Source organism: Actinoallomurus iriomotensis, from assembly GCF_030269445.1.
Classification (GTDB): Bacteria; Actinomycetota; Actinomycetes; order Streptosporangiales; family Streptosporangiaceae; genus Actinoallomurus; species Actinoallomurus iriomotensis.
This window is the reverse complement of record NZ_BSTJ01000001.1, coordinates 202670-221408: the sequence shown is the minus strand read 5'-3', so window position 1 is coordinate 221408 and position 18739 is coordinate 202670. Positions and strand designations below refer to the sequence as shown.

General features: G+C 73.0%; 15 protein-coding genes. 12 read left to right on the top strand and 3 right to left on the bottom strand.

The annotated features are described in order from the left end of the window. The first annotated feature begins 2 nt into the window (after positions 1–2). The 4 genes from nusB to QSK37_RS01020 all read left to right on the top strand — a co-directional run bounded on the left by nusB (position 3) and on the right by QSK37_RS01020 (position 3164). Complete coding sequence (gene nusB, locus QSK37_RS01035; RefSeq protein ID WP_285616872.1) at positions 3–419, top strand: transcription antitermination factor NusB; 417 nt, start codon at positions 3–5, stop codon at positions 417–419. Between the two features lie 92 nt (positions 420–511). Next, on the top strand, positions 512–1270 hold the full coding sequence (locus tag QSK37_RS01030) for a methyltransferase domain-containing protein (protein WP_432705541.1): 759 nt from the start codon (positions 512–514) through the stop codon (positions 1268–1270). Positions 1271–1310: 40 nt separating this feature from the next. After that, complete coding sequence (locus tag QSK37_RS01025; RefSeq protein WP_285616870.1) at positions 1311–2582, top strand: DNA polymerase IV; 1272 nt, start codon at positions 1311–1313, stop codon at positions 2580–2582. A gap of 183 nt (positions 2583–2765) precedes the next feature. Continuing rightward, positions 2766–3164 (top strand): SCO2097 family morphological protein, encoded by a 399-nt coding sequence (locus QSK37_RS01020; RefSeq protein ID WP_285567190.1) that lies wholly within the window; start codon positions 2766–2768, stop codon positions 3162–3164. Between the two features lie 106 nt (positions 3165–3270). On the opposite strand, the gene QSK37_RS01015 is transcribed toward QSK37_RS01020, so the two are convergent. The 3 genes from QSK37_RS01015 to QSK37_RS01005 are packed head-to-tail and all read right to left on the bottom strand — an operon-like array spanning position 3271 to position 8050. After that, on the bottom strand, positions 3271–5664 hold the full coding sequence (locus QSK37_RS01015; protein WP_285616869.1) for a transglutaminase TgpA family protein: 2394 nt from the start codon (positions 5662–5664) through the stop codon (positions 3271–3273). Next, the gene (locus QSK37_RS01010; protein ID WP_285616868.1) at positions 5661–7064 is read right to left on the bottom strand and encodes a DUF58 domain-containing protein; all 1404 of its coding nucleotides are present in this window, start codon (positions 7062–7064) and stop codon (positions 5661–5663) included. The genes QSK37_RS01015 and QSK37_RS01010 overlap by 4 nt, the downstream gene beginning before the upstream one ends. A gap of 5 nt (positions 7065–7069) precedes the next feature. Further along, on the bottom strand, positions 7070–8050 hold the full coding sequence (locus QSK37_RS01005; RefSeq protein WP_285566556.1) for an AAA family ATPase: 981 nt from the start codon (positions 8048–8050) through the stop codon (positions 7070–7072). A gap of 503 nt (positions 8051–8553) precedes the next feature. Here QSK37_RS01005 and mraZ point away from each other — a divergent pair. The 8 genes from mraZ to murD all read left to right on the top strand — a co-directional run bounded on the left by mraZ (position 8554) and on the right by murD (position 18686). Further along, positions 8554–8985: a division/cell wall cluster transcriptional repressor MraZ gene (gene mraZ / locus QSK37_RS01000; protein WP_285616866.1), complete on the top strand. Its 432-nt coding sequence runs from the start codon at positions 8554–8556 to the stop codon at positions 8983–8985. A gap of 323 nt (positions 8986–9308) precedes the next feature. Further along, positions 9309–10376 (top strand): 16S rRNA (cytosine(1402)-N(4))-methyltransferase RsmH, encoded by a 1068-nt coding sequence (rsmH, locus tag QSK37_RS00995; RefSeq protein ID WP_285616865.1) that lies wholly within the window; start codon positions 9309–9311, stop codon positions 10374–10376. Then, positions 10373–11269 (top strand): cell division protein FtsL, encoded by an 897-nt coding sequence (gene ftsL, locus QSK37_RS00990; protein ID WP_285616863.1) that lies wholly within the window; start codon positions 10373–10375, stop codon positions 11267–11269. The genes rsmH and ftsL overlap by 4 nt, the downstream gene beginning before the upstream one ends. Before the next feature lie 221 nt (positions 11270–11490). Continuing rightward, on the top strand, positions 11491–13233 hold the full coding sequence (locus QSK37_RS00985; RefSeq protein WP_433395051.1) for a peptidoglycan D,D-transpeptidase FtsI family protein: 1743 nt from the start codon (positions 11491–11493) through the stop codon (positions 13231–13233). A 41-nt stretch (positions 13234–13274) separates the two neighbouring features. Further along, positions 13275–14843, top strand: coding sequence for a UDP-N-acetylmuramoyl-L-alanyl-D-glutamate--2,6-diaminopimelate ligase (locus QSK37_RS00980; RefSeq protein WP_285618851.1), 1569 nt, complete (start codon positions 13275–13277; stop codon positions 14841–14843). Continuing rightward, entirely contained in the window at positions 14840–16243 is a 1404-nt protein-coding gene (locus QSK37_RS00975) for a UDP-N-acetylmuramoyl-tripeptide--D-alanyl-D-alanine ligase (RefSeq protein WP_285616859.1), read from the top strand. The genes QSK37_RS00980 and QSK37_RS00975 overlap by 4 nt, the downstream gene beginning before the upstream one ends. Beyond that, on the top strand, positions 16240–17301 hold the full coding sequence (gene mraY / locus QSK37_RS00970) for a phospho-N-acetylmuramoyl-pentapeptide-transferase (RefSeq protein ID WP_285566543.1): 1062 nt from the start codon (positions 16240–16242) through the stop codon (positions 17299–17301). Before QSK37_RS00975 ends, mraY begins: the two co-directional genes overlap by 4 nt. Beyond that, positions 17283–18686, top strand: a complete 1404-nt coding sequence (gene murD, locus QSK37_RS00965; RefSeq protein ID WP_285616858.1) for a UDP-N-acetylmuramoyl-L-alanine--D-glutamate ligase — start codon at positions 17283–17285, stop codon at positions 18684–18686. The genes mraY and murD overlap by 19 nt, the downstream gene beginning before the upstream one ends. Positions 18687–18739: the final 53 nt, after the last annotated feature.

Here is an 18739-nt window from a genome sequence, read left to right as displayed (position 1 = left end):
CCGTGGCCGCACGCAGCAAGGCCCGCAGGCGAGCGCTGGAGATCCTGTACGAGGCCGAGGTCCGCGGCGATCCGCCGGCCGACGTGCTCGCCCGGCGCGCCGCCGACGCGAGCCAGCCGCTCGCCGAACAGGCGTTCCTCGGACGCCTGGTCGAGGGCGTGGCCCAGCACCGTGAGCGCATCGACGAGCTGATCGCGACGTACTCCGTCGGCTGGACCCTCGACCGCATGCCGATGGTCGACCGCAACATCCTGCGGCTGGGCGCCTTCGAGCTGCTCTGGAACGACGAGGTGCCCGACGGCGTGGCGATCAGCGAGGCGGTGGCCCTGGCCACCGAGCTGTCCACCGACGAGTCGCCCCGATTCGTCAACGGACTGCTGTCGCGCCTGCTCGAACTCAAGCCGTCATTGTCGTTGTAGGCGTTTAAGCTGGGCGTTGTGAGGCGAAAGAGGCTGGGGGCCACCGTCCGCGCAGGCGCCCGTGCACCTGGGGTCCGTCCGTGCCGCCCGGCATGGTGGGAGGCACGGTGAACGAGCGTCCGCGGACGCGTCCGGCGCGCGGCGTCGTCTGGGAGATTCTGCGCGAGGTCCTCGACGACAGCGCCAAGGCGTCCGGCCGGACCGCCCTCGACGTGCTCGACGCCGGGGGAGGCACCGGCGGGCTGGCCGTGCCGCTCGCCGAGCTGGGCCACCACGTCACCGTCGTCGACTCCAGCCCCGACGCCCTCGCCGGGCTGGAGCGCCGCGCCGCCGAGGCGGGCGTGCGGGTCCGCGCGCTGCAGGGCGACGCCGACGGGCTGCTGGAGACGGTCGGTCCCGACAGCGCCGACCTCGTGCTGTGCCACAGCGTGCTCGAATACGTCGACGACCCGGCCGCGGCGATGGCCTCCATCGCCCGCACCGTACGCCCCGGAGGCGCGGTGAGCGTGTTGGCGGCCAACCAGGTCGCCGCCGTGCTGCACCGGGCGCTCGCGGGCCGGTTCGACGACGCGCGGCGGCTGTTGTCCAGCGCGCAGGGCCGGTGGGGCGAGCACGACCCGATGCCCCGGAGGTTCACCTCCGGCATGCTGGCCGAGCTCATCGCGGGCTCCGGCCTGGGCGTCGGCGAGGTGCACGGCGTCCGCGTCTTCACCGACCTGGTGCCGAGCGGCCTGATCGACGGCGAGCGCGGCGCGGCCGAAGACCTCCTCGCCCTGGAGCGGGCGGTCGCGATGCATCCGGTGCTGAAGGACGTGGCCACCCAGCTCCACGCCCTCGCCCGGCGACGGTGACGGGCCACCCCGTGGTTCCCGTGCGCGGTCGGACACCGAGGTGAGCCGCAAGCAGCAGCTGCACCGGCCGGGGCCGCCGGCCGGGCCGCCGGGCGACGACACCGGCTGCGGCATCCTGCACGTCGACATGGACGCCTTCTTCGTGAGCGTCGAGCTGCTCGAACGCCCCGAGCTCCGCGGCCGTCCCGTGGTCGTCGGCGGCGCCGGCGGGCGCGGCGTCGTGGCCGCCGCGTCGTACGAGGCGCGCAAGTACGGCGTGCACTCGGCGATGCCGATGAGCCGGGCCCGGCGGCTGTGCCCGCAGGCGGTCGTCCTGCCGCCCCGGCACGACAAGTACGCCGCGGTCTCGGCGGGAGTCATGGAGATCTTCCGCTCCATCACGCCGCTGGTCGAGCCGCTCGCCCTCGACGAGGCGTTCCTCGACGTCACCGGCGCGCTCCGCCGCCTCGGCCGGCCCGCCGAGATCGGGCGGCTGATCCGCCGGCAGGTCGCCGAGCAGCAGGGCATCACCTGCTCGGTCGGCGTCGCGAGCACCAAGTTCGTCGCCAAGCTGGCCTCGACGCGGTGCAAGCCCGACGGCCTGCTCGTCGTGCCCGCCGACGGCGTCGTGGAGTTCCTGCACCCGCTTCCCGTCGCCGCGCTGTGGGGCGTGGGCGAGCGTACCGAGCAGATCCTGCTGCGCCTGGGCCTGCACACGGTCGGCGACCTGGCCGCGACCCCGCTCGACACCCTCCGGCGCGAGGTCGGAGAGGCGGCCGGGGAGCACCTGCACCACCTCGCGTGGGGCCGGGACGAACGCTCCGTCGTCTCCGCGGCCAAGGACAAGAGCATCGGCGCGGAGGAGACCTTCGACGTCGACATCGCCGACCCCGAGACCATCCGGCGCGAGCTGCTGCGCCTGTCCGACCGGGTGGGGGCGCGCCTGCGCGGCGCCGGCCACGTCGGCCGTACGGTCGCGGTCAAGCTCCGCCGGGCCGACTTCACCACGATCAGCCGCGCCCGCACCCTGCACGAGCCGACCGACCTGGCGCGTGAGATCTACGCCACGGCGTGCGCGCTGTACGAGGCGTCCGGGTTGGAGCACATTCCGCTGCGGCTCGTCGGAGTACGTGTCGAAAATCTCATTGCCGCCGATGACGCCACCCGCCAGCTCACACTGGACGAGCCGGAGACGGGCTGGCGCGAGGCCGAGCAGGTCATGGACCTCGCGGCCCGTCGGTTCGGCACCGGAGCCGTACGCCCCGCCGCGCTGGTGCGCCCGGACGGCGAGCGCAGGGCGTACTACGGTAAGGAGTCGCCTCGTGACAAGTGAGGACGGTGTGGCCAATGCGACCACGTGCGGTGAACATGCTGATTGACTCGGCGATCGGCGCGTACACGCGGGAGCGTTTTCTTTCCCACGGTCGTTGCGGCTCGTATTCTGGGCATATCACCGATAGCCATGTCTCCGTCCGGCGTGGGTATACCCTTCGCGGGGCTGTCCTTGGGAGGCGCCGTGCCGCTCTCTGACCACGAGCAGCGCCAGCTCGACCAGATCGAGCGTGCGCTGTATGCCGAGGACCCGAAGTTCGTTTCCGCGGTCCGCTCGACCGATCCGAAGGTCCACTACAAGCGCAGGATCTGGAAGGCCGCGATCGGCTTCGTCCTCGGCCTGATCGTGGTGATGGCGGGGCCGATCCTGAACACGATGCCGATCAGCATCGTGATCAGCGTCGCCGGCTTCCTCCTCATGGTCTTCTGCTGCGCCTGGGGCCTGACGAGCTGGAAGCGCATGACCGGCATCGGCGCCGAGCCCGACCCCCGGAAACGATCGCCCAAGCCGTCCCGCGGGCCGAAGTCGAGCTTCATGGAACGGATGGAGGAGCGCTGGCGCCGCCGCCACGAAGGCCCCTGACCGGGGCCTCACTCGACCTGGACGCGCCCGTCACGCCCCGGGGTTGAGGCCTGCGAGCCCACGCGTTCGTGGTGAGGGGCGGCGAGCCGTCACCCCCTGATGGCCCTCAGGTCGGACGGCGGCGGCGCGGTGTGGCCACATCCAGCCACTCGAAGACGTCCATGATCCGGGTGCCCGCGCTCCGCAGGCTCATGGTGGCCGACGGCGGGAACAGGCGGGCGCGCCACCGCACCCGCCGGCTCGCCCGGGCGCGGAGCGCCGCCCGCAGCAGGCGCACATCCTCGCGCGGCGTCGCCAGGCGCTCGGTCGACGGCGCGTAGCGCGCCCGTTCCTCCGCCCGTGCCAGTCGCGTCAGGGCCTCCGCCGCGGCCCCCTCCAGCGCGAGGGTCTCGGTCAGCCGCCGGCCCGTCGCGCGTGGTGTCTCGCTCGCCGGCCACCGGAGCCGGTGGTCGGCCGCGTCCGCGCGCAGTTCGTCCCAGGCGGCGTGGGCCACCGCGACGTCGGTCTTCGCCCGGCGCCACCGCCGCGCGCGGGTGAGCGCCCGCAGGGTGACCGGGGTCAGCAGCAGGAGCACCACCACCAGACCGATCAGCAGCCACGTGACCGGCAGCTGCGACGTGTGCGACTCCGGTACGGCGCCCGGCGCCGCCCGCGAGTCGGCCAGAGTGTCGGTGCGGTGCCGTGGGACGGTCGGCGCGGACGACTGGGCGGACCCCGAGCCCGAGCCGGTCGTCGGGAGCTGGGTCTCCGGGTCGCTGCCCGGCGCGCCGGGCAGCAGCTGCGGAGCCGTGTACGACGGCACGGTGGCGCTGCCCTGCCCGCCGTCGCCACCGGGCGTGGGCTCGAACCGCAGCCAGCCGACGCCGGTGAAGTACAGCTCCGGCCACGCGTGGGCGTCCTTCGTGCGCACCAACCACTCGCCGTTCGACTGCTGGGTGCCGGCGGTGTACCCCATGCCGACGCGAGCCGGGATGCCGAGAATGCGGGCCAGCACCGCCATCGACGAGGCGAACTGCTCGCAGTACCCCGTACGGGAGGTGAACAGGAAGTCCCGCAGCGCGTTACCGCGCCGCGGCGGAGGCGTGGTGAGGCTGTAGGTGAAGTTCCCCGGCTTGGTGAACCAGTCCTGCAGCTTGACCGCCTGCTCGTACGGCGTCGACGCGCCCGCGGTCAGCTGGGCGGCCAGCTTGGCGACGTCGTCGCCGACCGAGTCGGGCACCGCCAGGTACCGCGAGGTGATCGAGTCCGGTGGGGCGGCCTCGGTCACCAGCTCCTGGTACGTCGGCTCGGGGCGGATGCTCGTCACCGTGTACGACCGGCCGCCCGCCGAGTCGTGCGTGGAGAACACCGTCAGCGACCGGGGGTCGACCCGCCAGTCGCCCTTGATGTTCACCTTGGTGGGCGGGTACGGCATCGGCAGCACGTCCAGCCCGTGCACCCGCGAGTCGATGCTGATGTTCGTGGTCACCGCACGCGCGGGGATGGCGGCCGTGCCCGGTTCGGCGGGCAGCTCCTTGTCCGCCACCCGCCCGTCCTGCCCGGCGCGCAGCGGCCCGATCGACCACGTCTCGCCGTTGAACCGGTCGAGGGAGTACATCCGCAGGTAGTCCGGTGCGCCGCCGTCCGTGGTGCGGTACTTCAGCACCTCGGCGTCCCCCTCGCGTACGAGCTGGCGCCGTACGCTCACGAGCGGGTTCAGGGCGTCCAGGCCGGTGATCGAACCGGAGCCCTTCCCGGATCCGGAGCCGCCGTTCCCGCCGATGCCGAGCAGCCCGCGCGGTTCGATGCCGGGCACCGCGAACGGCAGCACGATCGCGACCGCCACCGCGGCCAGCCCGATGCGGCGCCCGGCGGCCGCGAGCGGGCTGGAGTCCGGCCGTTCGCCGGCGGGGACGGCCGCCGACCAGCGGGCGGTGAACACCGCCCGGCCCCAGCCGGCGAGCTGGTCCCGGGCGTCCGAGACCAGGAGCCCGAGGTACCCGCCCGCGCTCAGCAGGAACGCCAGCCAGCCGGCCGTCTGCTGGCGCACCGCCGCCGGCACACTGTAGATCGCCAGGAGCGGGAGCCCCGCGAGCGCCGCCCGGCGTGCGCGCACCGCCAGGAAGTCGATGAGGACGGCGACCAGTCCGATGCCCGTGCTCGTGAGCATGTTGATGGCGGGCAGCATCGGCACCGGCGCCGCGTAGGCGTTCGCGTCGTGCCAGCCCTCGCCGAGCAGCCGGCCGAGCCGCGCCGTGGAGGAGGGCGTCGGGACGACGGCGAGCAGCGCCTGCCCGGCGGCGAACCGCACGGTGAGGTAGAGGAACAGGGCGGCCAGCCCGATCAGCGGGCACAGCGCGGCCGCCACGCGGAACCGCCGGGTGAGCGCCCCGGCGACCCCCACCACCAGGATCGCGCCGCACCCGGTGCCGAACCATCCGCCGGACTCGTACAGCGGGTAGAGCCCGACCGTCCCCAGCAGCGTGGCCACACACGCCACGATCGTCAGCCGCAGCCTCATGGCGTTTCTCCCTGGGCTCCCTGGACTCCCCGGCCCGCTCCGTCCGTACCGGCCCCGTTCACGTCGGCCGCCGAGCCGTTCGCCGGCGTGGCCGGCCCGGCGCCCGCGCGGTCCCGTACCGCCCGCAGCCGCGAGTTCTCCGACGCCTGGTCCGCTCCGGCCCACGCGGCCGGCAGGGAGGCCGCCGAGTCGACCGTAAGTACCCGCCAGCCCGCCGCGCGCAGCACCGAGGCCGCCCGTGCCGCCGCGTGCTCCTCGTCCCCGACCAGCACCGCGACGCACGTGGCGGTGCCCTGCCGGGACCGGGCCACGTCCTGCACGTCCTCGGCGGTCAGCCGGCCGAAGACGCCCACGACCAGGCCGTCGCCGTCGCGCGCCGTGGTGCGCAGCGCGGCCAGGCCGGTCCGCAGCGACCGGCCGGTGGAGGTGCGGGCGACCGCCAGCGAGTCCAGCAGCGCGCCTTCGAAGGCGGTGGTGGGGGAGAACGTCTCGCCCTCGTCCGTGACGTACCGCAGGCCGAGTCCCTCACGTCCGAGCTGCACGCCGATCGAGGCGGCGACCGACACCGCCTGCTCGAAGGAGGAAGAGGCCCCGTCGCCCCAGTGCGCGATCCGGCGGGTGTCGAGGAAGAGGGTGCCGCGGCTCTGCCACTGCTGTTCCTCGCGCCGGACCATCAGCTCGCCGCGCCGGGCCGTCGAGCGCCAGTGCACCCGCCGCAGGTCGTCGCCGTGACGGTACTCCCGCGGCGCGACGTCGTCCTCTCCCGCGGTGGAGATCGTCCGGGCCCGGCTCTCGCCGCCGCCCGTCCACGAGCCGGTCAGCCGGCCGTGCGGCAGCGGCACGATCGGCGGCGTGACCGTCAGCCGGTTGGAGGTCGTGAACGACCGGGCCAGCTCCACCAGGCCGAACGGGTCGGCGAGCCGTACCAGCAGCGGCCCGACCTGGTAGCGGCCCCGTACGTCCGGGCGGATCCGGTAGACCATCTCCCGCCCGCCGCCGGGCTCGATCCGGTCGACGACGAAGCGCGCGCGGTCGCCGAGCGTGTACGGGACCTGGTCCTCCACGAGCAGGATGCCCGTCGGCAGCCGCGAGATGTTCTGCAGGACGACGCCGACCTGGGCCTCGTGCCCCACGGGCAGCCGTGACGGCTCGGCGCGGCGCGTGCACGAGAGCCGGTAGCGCGTCCGCGACACGACCACCCCCGACAGCAGGGGCAGCGCGAGGATGAGCACGCCCGCCCGCAGCAGGTCGCGCTCGCCCAGGATGAACGCGCAGGCGATCGCGGTGATGCCCGCAGCGACGAACGACCGGCCGCGAGTGGTCAGCGAACCGAGCGCCCTGCGGACGGCGCGCCACGGCCGGAACGGCCCCGCGCCCCCGGTGCCGCGGCTCGTCGGCACGTCCACTAGCGCCGGGGGTCGGGCACCGGCACGTGGGCGACCAGCTCGGCGACCACGTGTTCGGGCAGACGGCGTTCGACCTGGGCCTCGGCGGTCGGCAGGAGCCGGTGAGCGAGCACCGGCCCGGCCAGGTACTGCAGGTCGTCGGGCAGGACGTAGTCCCGGTCCTCCAGCGCCGCGTACGCGCGAGCGGCCCGTACGAGGTGAAGCGTCGCCCGCGGCGAGGCGCCGAGGCGTAGCTCGGGGTGCTCACGGGTGGCGGTGACCAGGGCGATGGCGTAGTTGCGCACGGAGGTGGAGACGTGCACGTTGCGGACGAGCTCGATCAGCTCCCGTACGTCACCGGCCCGCGCCACCGGGGACAGGTCCTCCAGCGGAGAGGTCCGGCCGTGCACGTCGAGCATCTCCAGTTCCGCGCCGGGCGCGGGGTAGCCCATCGAGATGCGGGCGGTGAAGCGGTCGCGCTGGGCCTCCGGGAGCGGGTAGGTGCCCTCCATCTCGACCGGGTTCTGGGTCGCGATGACCATGAACGGCCCGTCCAGACCGTACGTGTGGCCGTCCACGGTGACCTGGCGCTCCTCCATGCACTCCAGGAGCGCGGACTGCGTCTTGGGGGAGGCGCGGTTGATCTCGTCGCCCACCACGATGTTGGCGAACACCGGACCCGGCTTGAACTCGAACTCCCGTCGCTCCTGGTTGTAGGCGCTCACGCCGGTGATGTCGCTCGGCAGCAGGTCGGGGGTGAACTGGATGCGCCGCACCGAGCAGTCGATGGAGCGGGCGAGCGCCTTGGCGAGCATCGTCTTGCCGACGCCGGGCACGTCCTCGATGAGCAGGTGGCCCTCGGCGAGAAGAACGGTGAGCGCGAGCCGCACCACATCCGGCTTGCCCTCGATGACGGACTCGATGGCCCCGGAGATCCGGCCCGAGATCTTCGCGAGGCCTTCCAGCCCCCGTCCGACGTCACCGTGTGTGCTGACTGCCACTAACCCCTCCTCGGGCCATCCGTCCGGCCACGCGGCCCGCCGCCGGTCCGCGTCGGCCCGGCCCCGTCGCACACGGATGCGGATGGGGAGCTCCATCCGGTTTGTTCATGTTGTTGTGTTGCACCGACAGTACGTCTTTTGGGCTGGTTGGTGCGATGCCCCGTGCAGGAGAGTAACCCTCGATCCGGCTAACGGCCGCATCCGGGCCTTATCGGATTCACGCGCCATTTCAGATTCCCCACTCCGCTCCATCGGGCGCGCGAGGTTCGTGTGTTTCCCGTCATTCGGCGCCTTCCGTGTTCTCAATGCGCCGCGGCTCGTTCGTGACCGCCGTCGGCGGCGTCGTGGACGCCCCACACTGCTCCACCTCTCTGACCTGCGGCTTTGTCGTGGAGAACGCCGCGAGCCAGGCGTTTTGGTCGTTGACCGTGGGGCAGAGTGGAGTAGAGTGGGGCGCCGTGGGGCAGGGTGCATGGCCTCACGGGGGGCGGAGGTGAGGCCGGATGTTCCTCGGCACTCATTCACCGCGCCTTGACGACAAGGGACGGCTGTTCCTGCCGGCGAAGTACCGCGAGGAGCTCTCGGGGGGATTGGTGATCACGAAGGGTCAGGAGCGCTGCCTCTACGTCTTTCCTGAGGCGGAGTTCCAGCGCATCACCGAGGCGCTTCGCACCGCACCGGTCACCGCCAAGGCCGTCCGGGACTACAGCCGGGTCTTCTTCGCCAGCGCCTCAGATGAGGTTCCCGACAAACAGGGGCGGATCACCATTCCACCGGCTCTGCGCGCGTACGCCGGCCTGAGCCGCGACTGCGCCGTCATCGGAGCCAACACGCGCTTGGAGATCTGGGACGCGACCGCGTGGGAGACCTACCTGGCGGAGCAGGAGCCACAGTTCTCCGATCTGTCCGAGGAGGTGCTGCCCGGAATTCTCTGACCGCACCATCGCCGGTCGCGGATCCGTTCGGCGAGGTCTCCACCCGCTCCCAACTGGCGCACCTTCCCCGGTGCCAGATGGCCGTAGCACATCTTCCTCCACGGAACAGCGGATGGGGACCTGGCCGGGCGAAGTCCGTAACGGGGGCCGGCGAAGAAGCCATTGAGCGGTGAGCCGCAGAGCGCATCGGGGCGATCGCGTCCCGTGCGAGTCCGCATCGGCCGTCCGGGGTTGCCTTATGCGCGCCTCCGGTACGGCGGACCAGCAGGCGAGCGCGGCATCAGCGCCGTCCGCGAGCAGTGGCGTCATGTGAGAGGTACTCGATGCGAGGCGACGAAGAGCGCGAGGGGGGACCACGCGCGACGGGGCACGTGCCGGTCATGCTCGACCGGATCCTGGCACTGCTGGGGCCGGCCCTGTCGACGCCCTCCGATGAGGACGTGTTCTTCGTCGACGCGACCCTCGGCCTCGGCGGGCACGCCGCGGCCGTGCTCGAGGCCCACCCGCGTGTCACGCTCATCGGTCTGGACCGCGACACCAGCGCGATCGAGCGGTCCGGGCGGCGGCTCGAGGCCTACGCCGGACGCACCCGTCTCGTCCACGCGGTCTACGACGAGATTCCCCGGGTTCTCGCCGAGCTCGGCATCCCCGGTGTCCACGCCGTGCTCTTCGACCTCGGAGTCTCCTCGCCGCAGCTCGACGAGGCCGAGCGCGGCTTCGCCTACTCCTACGACGCACCGCTCGACATGCGGATGGACCGCACCCAGGAGCTCACCGCCGAGCAGGTGGTCAACACATACTCCGCTTCGGACCTCACGCGCATCCTGCGCGACTACGGCGAGGAGCGGTTCGCGCGGCGCGTGGCGGAGGCGATCGTACGGGAGCGGGGGCGCGCCCCGCTGACCTCGACGGGCAGGCTCGTCGAGATCGTCCGTGACGCGATCCCCGCCGCCTCGCGCCGCACCGGAGGCCACCCGGGCAAGCGCACCTTCCAGGCCCTGCGCATGGAGGTCAACGGCGAGCTCCCCACGCTCGAGCGGGCCATCCCGGCCGCGCTCGACGCACTCGTGGTGGGCGGCCGCGTCGCGGTTCTGTCCTACCACTCGCTCGAGGACCGCATCGTCAAGCGGGCCTTCGCCGCGCAGACCACCGACACCACCCCACCCGACCTGCCGGTTCCCCTGCCGGAACTACAGCCGCGGTTCCGCCCGCTCACCCGGGGCGCGGAGCAACCGTCCGAGGAAGAGACCACGACCAACCCACGGGCGGCGTCGGCGCGTCTTCGCGCCGTCGAGCGGATCCGTGAGCGTGAGGGACGTCCGCGAGGCGGCACCAGGCCGCTCGACGAAGACCCGCCGAGCGGGCGGAGGCAAGCAGGAGGCACCACATGACCATCACGACTCCGCCGCAGGAGACCCGCACTCGCCGCCCGCGCGGGGACGATGACGCGGCGGCCTCGCGGTCGGCGCGCCGCCGCCGCCCGCCCGAGCCGGATGAGTCCCAGGACGACGCGGCCAGGGGCGGAGCGGTCAAGCAGCGTACGGCGAGGACCGGCGCCGCCCGGCCCGGTGCGCCGAAGAAGAAGGCCACCGCGAAGACCGGTGCCGCCAAGACCGGTGCCGCCAAGAGTGGCGCGGCGAAGAGCGGTGCCGCCAAGACCGGCCCCGCCAAGACCGGCCCCGCCAAGAGCGGCGCGGCCAAGGGGAGTGCCGTCAAGGCGCGTCCGGCGACCACTACGGAGCGCCGCCGGTCCGCGGCGACCCGCAAGCCGCCGCCGAAGGCCGCGGCGCGCCGGACCGCGCCACCGCCGCGCGCCCCGTTCGTGCTGCTCGTCGTCGGCCTGCTCGGCGGGGCCCTGGTGAGCCTCCTGCTCCTCAACACCGTGCTCGCCCAGGACGCGTTCAGCCTGAGCGAACTGCAGCGCGGCAACCAGCAGCTGAGCGAGCGCAAGGAGGCGCTGCAAGAGGACATCGACCGGGAAAGAAACCCGGCGGTGCTGCACGCCAAGGCGCGCGCGCTCGGCATGGTGGACGGCAAGCGGCCCGCGTTCATCGACGCGCGCACCGGCCGGGTCACCGAGAGCGGCGCCCGCCCGCCGGGAGTCTCCGACGAGGCCATGGCGGCGGCCGCCGGCGCCGGCGTGGTCGGAGCACCCGGCGCGATCATGCCGCCCGTCGGCGCGCCTGCCAACGCACCGGCCACGGGCACGCCGACGAGCAAGCCGCCCTCATCCACCGGGAACACTCCTCACGACGCCGGTCGGAAGGGAGGCGGCACGCGGTGACGGCACGCCGCGGCCGCGGCCCGGCCGCCCCACCCCCCGGCGGGCCGCGCGGCGCGGGCCCGGGAAAGAGCGGCCAGAACGGCCGCCCGTCCGGTCCGCGCGCCTCCGCGCCCCGCAGCGGCGGTGGCCGTGGCGCCGCGACCAAGGCGCCGCCGCCCCGGCGCAGGACTCCGCGCCCCGCGGCTCCGCCGCCGCGGCGTCCCGCGCGGCCGCGCGGCCTGATGATCCGCCGTGACCCGGTCAAGCGGCTCAACGTCGGCCTGTTGCTCGTCGCGTTCGTGCTGTCGCTGTTCGCCGGCCGGCTGGTCCAGCTTCAGGGCATCGAGGCCAAGGGCTACGCCGAGGCGGCCGTGCGCCAGCGGCTCAACCGCATCGACCTGCCCGCCGTCCGCGGGCCGATCAGCTTCGCCGACGGCCAGCCGCTCGCGATGACCGTCGACGCGCGGGTGATCTACGCCGACCCGGTGATGGTCGAACCCGGCCAGCGGCAGCGGATCGCCGCCACGATGGCGTCGATGTTCGGTCTCGACCAGGCCGATGTGATCAAGAAGCTCACGCCCGGCTCGAAGATGAACCGCTACGTGGAGCTGGTCCACCACGTCGAGCCCGACCGGGCCCGCATGGTGACCTCGATGGACTTCAAGGGCATCGGCTCGCTGCAGGAGTACCGCCGCGTCTACCCGGACGGCGATCTCGCCGCCAACGTCGCCGGTTTCGTCAACGGCGACGGCGACGGCGGCGCGGGCCTGGAGTCGAGCATGAACACCATGCTCAAGGGCAAGAGCGGCTGGCAGAAGGTCGAGCTCAGCGAGACCGGCCAGCGCATCCCGATGGGCGAGGACGAGATGAGCAAGCCGATCCCGGGCAAGGGCATCCGGCTCACCCTCGACCGCGACATCCAGTGGAAGGCCCAGGACGCGATCGCCAAGCAGGTCAAGGCGACCGGCGCGCAGAGCGGCAGCGTCATCGTCATGGACCCGCGGAACGGGCAGGTCGTCGCCATGGCCACCGCGCCCACCTTCGACCCGGCGACCTACTACAAGGCGCGCGCGGTCGACCTGGGCAACCGGGTGGTCCAGGAGGGCTTCGAACCGGGCAGCACCAGCAAGGTCATCACGGCCGCGGCGGCGATGGAGGCGGGCGGCGTCACGCCGAACACCCCGTTCACCGTGCCCGGCAGCCTGACCCGTTTCGACCGCACCTTCCATGATTCGGAGGTCCACGGCACCGAGCACCTCACCTTCGGCGGCGTGCTCGCCAAGTCGAGCAACATCGGCACCATCCTGGCCAGCGAAGAGGTCACGGCGACGCAGCTGTACCAGTACATGAAGGCGTTCGGGTACGGCGAGAAGACCGGGGTCGGCCTGCCCGGCGAGAGCCCGGGCATCCTCAAGCCGGTCGACCAGTGGTGGGGCACCGACCGCTACTCCATCGCGTTCGGCCAGTCGGTGTCGGTCAACGCGCTGCAGACCGCGAGCGTCTACGCCACGATCGCCAACGGCGGCGTGCGGGTGACGCCGAACCTCCTCGCCGGCACGACCGACGACAAGGGCGTCTTCACGCCGTCGGCCCGCCCGTCCTCCCGCCGGGTGATCAAGCAGTCCACGGCGAGCCAGCTGACCCGGATGCTCGAAGGCGTCACGAGCAAGGACGGCACCGCGCCGGAGGCGCAGATCCCCGGCTACCGTGTGGCGGGCAAGACCGGCACCGCGCAGAAGGTCAACCCCAACTGCGGCTGCTACACCGGGGGAGGCTACACCTCGACGTTCGTGGGCTTCGCGCCCGCCGACGACCCGCAGCTCGTGGTCGAGGTGGTGCTGCAGAAGCCGCAGAAGGGATACTACGGGGGCGAGGTCGCGGCGCCCGTGTTCAAGGACGTCATGAGCTTCGCACTGCAGAGCCGCCGGGTTCCGCCGACCGGCAGCAAGTCTCCGAAGATCCGAATCTACGCAGACCACCGGTGACCGGCGGTACTCTCTCCGCCGTGTCCAACAGACCCGATCCCATGCGCCCCAAGTCCGTGCCCGCCCGCTCACTGTCCGGGCTCGTGTCCCTGCTCGGCCTGAGCGAGCAGGGACAGCCGATACGGGGGATGGTCACCGGGGTGACACACGACTCCAGGAGGGTCCTCAAGGGCGACCTGTACGCCGCGCTGCCCGGCAGCCGCTTCCACGGCGCCGTCTTCGCCGAGCAGGCCGCCGCCGCGGGGGCCACCGGCATCCTCACCGACCACGAGGGCCGGATCCGGGCCGAGCGCGCCGGGATCCCCGTGCTCGTCGTCGACGACCCGCGCGCGGTGCTCGGCGAGGTGGCCTCCTGGGTGTACGGGCGGCCGGTCCGCGACGTGGCCCTGCTGGGCGTCACGGGCACGAGCGGCAAGTCCACCACGACGTTCCTGCTGGAGGCGGGCCTGCGGGCGGCCGGTCACGAGACGGGCCTGATCGGCGGCATCGAGCTCCGGGTCGCCGGCGAGACCCTCCCCAGCACGCTGACCACGCCGGAGGCCACCGACCTGCACGCGCTGCTCGCGCTCATGCGCGAGCGCGGCGTGACGGCGGCGGCCATGGAGGTCTCCAGCCACGCGCTCGACTTCGGCCGCGTCGGCGGGGCCTTCTACGAGGTCGCCCTGTTCACGAACCTGTCCCAGGACCACCTCGACCACCACGGCACCATGGAGGCGTACTTCGCCGTCAAGGCGCGGCTGTTCACGCCCGAGCTCAGCCGCCTCGGCGTGGTCAACGTCGACGACGACTGGGGCCGCCGCCTCACCCACATCGCCAAGGTCCCGGTGACGACGTTCTCCGCCGAGGGCGACCCCGGCGCCGACTGGCGCGCCACCGACGTGCGCCTCGAGCCGTACGGCAGCACCTTCCGGGTGATCGGGCCGGGCGGCGTCGAGGCCGAGGCGCGGGTGCCGCTGCCGGGCCCGTTCAACGTCGCCAACGCCCTGGGCGCGATCGTGGCGCTCGTGGAGGCGGGGATCCCGCTGCAGGCCGCGGTGAACGGCATCGGACGCCTCACGGGCGTTCCCGGGCGCCTGGAGCCGGTGGACGAGGGACAGGACTTCACCGCCCTGGTCGACTACGCGCACAAACCCGGCGCGGTGGAGGCCGTGCTCGGCACCCTCCGCCCGCTGACCAAGGGCACACTCACCATCGTGCTCGGCTGCGGCGGCGACCGTGACAAGGGCAAACGCAAGGTCATGGGCGAGCTCGCGGCACGCAGGGCCGACGTGGCGGTGTTCACCAACGACAACCCCCGCACCGAAGACCCCTGGGCGATACTCAACGCTATGGTCGGGGGAGTACTCACCGTGCCGGAGGACGAACGGGCGCACATCGTCGTGGAGCCCGACCGGGCGGCGGCGATCGCGCTGGCGGTCGGCCGGGCCCGGCGGGGCGACGTGGTGCTCGTCGCCGGCAAAGGTCACGAACAGGGGCAGTACATCGCCGGTGAGGTCTTGCCGTTCGACGACCGTGAGGTCGTACGGCGGGCGCTGCGCGAGCGCCACGAGGCCCTCGGCGATGTCGCGAACACCACGGCCGCAGCGGCCGAGGACGAGGAGCAGTCTTGATCCCACTCTCGCTCGCGCGGATCGCGGAGATCACCCGCGGCAAGCTGGACGGGGCGTCCCCGGAGGCCGTCGTCGACGGGCCGGTCGTCATCGACTCGCGTAAGGCCGGGCCCGGCGCGCTGTTCGCGGCACTGCGCGGCGAACGCCTCGACGGCCACGACTTCGCCGGCCAGGCGGTGGCGGCGGGCGCCGTGGCGGTGCTCGCCGAGCGCGAGGTCGGCACGGCGGCCGTGATCGTGGACGACGTCCCGGCCGCGATGGGGGTGCTCGCCCGCGCGGTCGTCGACCGGCTGCCGCAGGTGACCGTGGCCGGCCTGACCGGCTCGGCGGGTAAGACCTCCACCAAGGACCTCCTCGCCCACCTGACGTCACGGCTGGGCCCGACCATCGCGCCGCCCGGCTCGTTCAACAACGAGATCGGCCATCCGCTCACCGTCCTGCGGGCCACGGAGGACACCCGTTACCTCGTCCTCGAGATGGGCGCGCGGGGCCTCGGGCACATCAGGCATCTCGCCCGGATCGCGCCGCCCGACATCGGCATCGTCCTCAACGTCGGCAGCGCGCACATCGGCGAGTTCGGCAGCCGGGAGGTCGTCGCCCAGGCCAAGGGCGAGCTGGTCGAGGCCCTGTCGGCGCAGGGCACCGCGATCCTCAACGCCGACGACCCGCTCGTACGCACGATGGCCGCCCGCACCTCGGCGCGGATCGTGACGTTCGGCCGGGCGCCGGACGCGACCGTGCGCGCGGTCGACGAGTCGCTGGACGAGGCGGGCCGGTCCCGGTTCACGCTGGTGACGCCCGAGGGCTCGGCCGCGGTGCGGCTGCGGCTGCACGGCGCGCACGCGGTCGCCAACGCCCTCGCGGCCGCCGCCGCGGCGCGGTGCCTGGGCATGCCGGTCGCGGACGTCGCCGACGGGCTTTCGGAGGCCGAGCCCGCCAGTCGCTGGCGCATGGAGGTCACCGAGCGCCCCGACGGGGTCACGGTGGTCAACGACGCCTACAACGCCAACCCCGAGTCCGTCCGCGCCGCCCTCGACACCGTCATTCACATGGCACGCGGGGGACGCGCGTACGCGGTGCTCGGCGGAATGGCGGAGTTGGGCGCGTCGACGGTCGAGGAGCACGAGAAGATCGGAGCCTACGCCGCCCGTGGCGGCCTGGCGGGTCTCGTCGCCGTCGGCGACACCGCCGAGGCCGTGCTGAAGGGCGCGGAGCAGGTGGGCACATGGACAGGAGAAGGCGTGCAGGTCGAGGATGTCGGCGCGGCGGTGGCCGCGCTGGGCGAACGGTTGCGGCCGGGTGACGTCGTGCTGATCAAGGGATCGCGCGTCGCCGGGCTCGAACGGGTCGCCGAGGCCGTGCTGGCGGCCGTACCCGTCGAGGGGAGCGACGACGCGTGAGGACCATCCTGGTCGCCTCGGCCCTCTCACTGATCATCGCGCTGCTCGGCACGCCCGTCTGGATCCGGCTCGTGCGCCGGCTCGGCTACGGACAGATGATCCGCGAGGAGGGCCCGCAGGCCCACCTCGGCAAGCGCGGCACGCCCACGATGGGCGGCACCGTCTTCATCGTCGCCGCGCTCGTCGGGTACTTCATCGCGCACCTGGCCACGACCACGCGGCCGACGGTCTCCGGCGTGCTCGTGCTGCTCCTCATGACCGGGCTCGGCGTCGTCGGGTTCGTCGACGACTACATCAAGGTCTTCAAACAGCGCAGCCTGGGCCTCCGCAGCGGCGCCAAGATGATCGGCATCATCATCGTCGGCGTGGTGTTCGCGCTGCTGTCCCTGCGCTTCCCCAACGGCTACGACATCACCCCCGCCACCACGCACCTGTCCTTCCTGCGTGACTTCGGCCCCTCGATCGGGCCGTACCTGTTCGTCGGCTGGGCGCTGCTCATGATCGCCGGCACGTCCAACGCGGTGAACCTCACCGACGGCCTGGACGGCCTGGCGGCCGGTGCGGTCGGCTCGGTCCTGGGCGCGTACGTGCTGATCGGCAACTGGCAGCTGCGCAACAGCTGCACCGAGGTCGCCCTCGCCCCGAACTGCTACACCGTCCGCGACCCGCTCGACCTGGCGGTCGTCGCCTCGGCCGTGCTCGGCGCCCTCGTCGGGTTCCTGTGGTGGAACGCCCCGCCGGCGAAGATCTTCATGGGCGACACCGGCTCGCTCGGCCTCGGCGGCGTGATCGTCGGCCTGGCCGTGATGACCCGCACCCAGATGCTGTTCATCGTCCTCGGCGGCCTGCCCGTGATCATCACGCTCTCGGTGATCATCCAGGTGGGGTCGTTCAAGCTGACCGGTAAACGGGTGTTCAAGATGGCGCCGTTGCAGCACCACTTCGAACTCTCCGGCTGGGCGGAGACCACGATCGTGGTGCGGTTCTGGCTGATCTCGGCGCTGTGCGTGGCCGCCGGGCTGGCACTGTTCTACATCGAATGGATGCCGGGCCATTGACCGGCGAGTGGCACGGCCGCGCCGTCTGCGTCGCGGGTGCGGGCATCTCGGGCCGGGCGGCGGCGCGCGTGCTCGCGGAGCGGGGCGCGCGGGTCACGGTCGTCGACGCGCGTGACGACGAGGCGCTGCGCGACAAGCTCGCGCTGCCCGGCGTCACGGTGCGCCTCGGCGACGGCGAGACGCTGCCGGACGGGACGGACCTCGTCGTCACGTCACCGGGCTGGCGGCCCGACGCGCCTCTGCTCGCCACCGCGGCGAAGGCCGGCGTGGAGATCATCGGCGAGGTCGAGCTCGCCTGGCGCCTGCGCGGCCCCGGCGCCGCGCCGTGGCTGGCCATCACCGGCACCGACGGCAAGACCACCGTCGTGCGCATGCTCGCGTGCATGCTCGAGGCCGCCGGCCACCGCACGCTCGCCGTCGGCAACGTCGGCACCCCGATCGTGGAGGCCGTGACCGGCGACGGCGCCGAGCCGTACGACGTGCTGGCGGTCGAGCTGTCCAGCTTCCAGCTGCACTGGTCCGGCTCGGTCCGCCCGTACGCCGCGACCGTGCTCAACGTGGCGCCGGACCACATCGACTGGCACGGCTCCCTGGAGGCGTACGCCGCCGACAAGGGCAAGATCTTCGCTCCGGGCACCCTCGCCGTCGTGAACGCGGACGACGAGTGGTCCCTCCGGCTCGGCGAGCGCGCCGAGCGCTCGGTCGGGTTCACATTGGGCTCGCCGCGGGCCGGTCAGCTCGGCGTGGTGGAGGACCTGCTGGTCGACCGGGCGTTCACCGGCGACCCGGTGCGCGAGGCGGCCGAACTGGCCGAGCTGGCCGACGTGCGCCCCTACGCCCCGCACAACGTGGCCAACGCCCTGGCGGCCGGGGCCCTGGCCCGCGCGTTCGGCGTGCCGGCCGAAGCCGTACGCGAGGGGCTGCGCCGGTTCACGCCCGACCCGCACCGGATCGAGCTGATCGCCACCGTCCGCGACGTCGCCTACGTCAACGACTCCAAGGCCACCAACCCGCACGCCGCGGCCGCGTCGCTGGCCGCGTACCAGCCGATCGTGTGGATCGCCGGCGGCCTGCTGAAGGGCGCCGACGTCGACGAACTCGTCCGCTCGTGCGCCGGGCGGCTGCGCGGCGCGGTCCTCATGGGCCGTGACCGGGCACAGATCGCGACGGCACTTGCGCGACACGCGCCGAATGTCCCGGTGGTGGATGTCGCCGACACCGACACTGGGGCCATGGACCGTGTCGTCGCCGCGGCCACCGCCCTGGCGCGGCCCGGCGACACGGTGCTGCTCGCGCCGGTCGGAGCCTCCTTCGACATGTTCGCCGGCTACCCGGCACGCGGCGAGGCTTTCGCCGCCGCGGTCAGGCGTCTCACCGCGTCCTGAGCGACGGAGCGAGCCCGCCCGGAGGGGCGGCGGCGACCTGTGGGCACCGTGGG

What these genes read in the sequence shown, in the direction of transcription:
- QSK37_RS01030 (WP_432705541.1), top strand. Translation starts at nt 512, where the DNA reads ATGGTGGGAGGCACGGTGAACGAGCGTCCGCGGACGCGTCCGGCGCGC.
- QSK37_RS01015 (WP_285616869.1), bottom strand. Translation starts at nt 5,664, where the DNA reads ATGAGGCTGCGGCTGACGATCGTGGCGTGTGTGGCCACGCTGCTGGGG.
- mraZ (WP_285616866.1), top strand. Translation starts at nt 8,554, where the DNA reads ATGTTCCTCGGCACTCATTCACCGCGCCTTGACGACAAGGGACGGCTG.
- rsmH (WP_285616865.1), top strand. Translation starts at nt 9,309, where the DNA reads ATGCGAGGCGACGAAGAGCGCGAGGGGGGACCACGCGCGACGGGGCAC.
- ftsL (WP_285616863.1), top strand. Translation starts at nt 10,373, where the DNA reads ATGACCATCACGACTCCGCCGCAGGAGACCCGCACTCGCCGCCCGCGC.
- QSK37_RS00985 (WP_433395051.1), top strand. Translation starts at nt 11,491, where the DNA reads ATGATCCGCCGTGACCCGGTCAAGCGGCTCAACGTCGGCCTGTTGCTC.
- QSK37_RS00980 (WP_285618851.1), top strand. Translation starts at nt 13,275, where the DNA reads ATGCGCCCCAAGTCCGTGCCCGCCCGCTCACTGTCCGGGCTCGTGTCC.
- murD (WP_285616858.1), top strand. Translation starts at nt 17,283, where the DNA reads ATGGATGCCGGGCCATTGACCGGCGAGTGGCACGGCCGCGCCGTCTGC.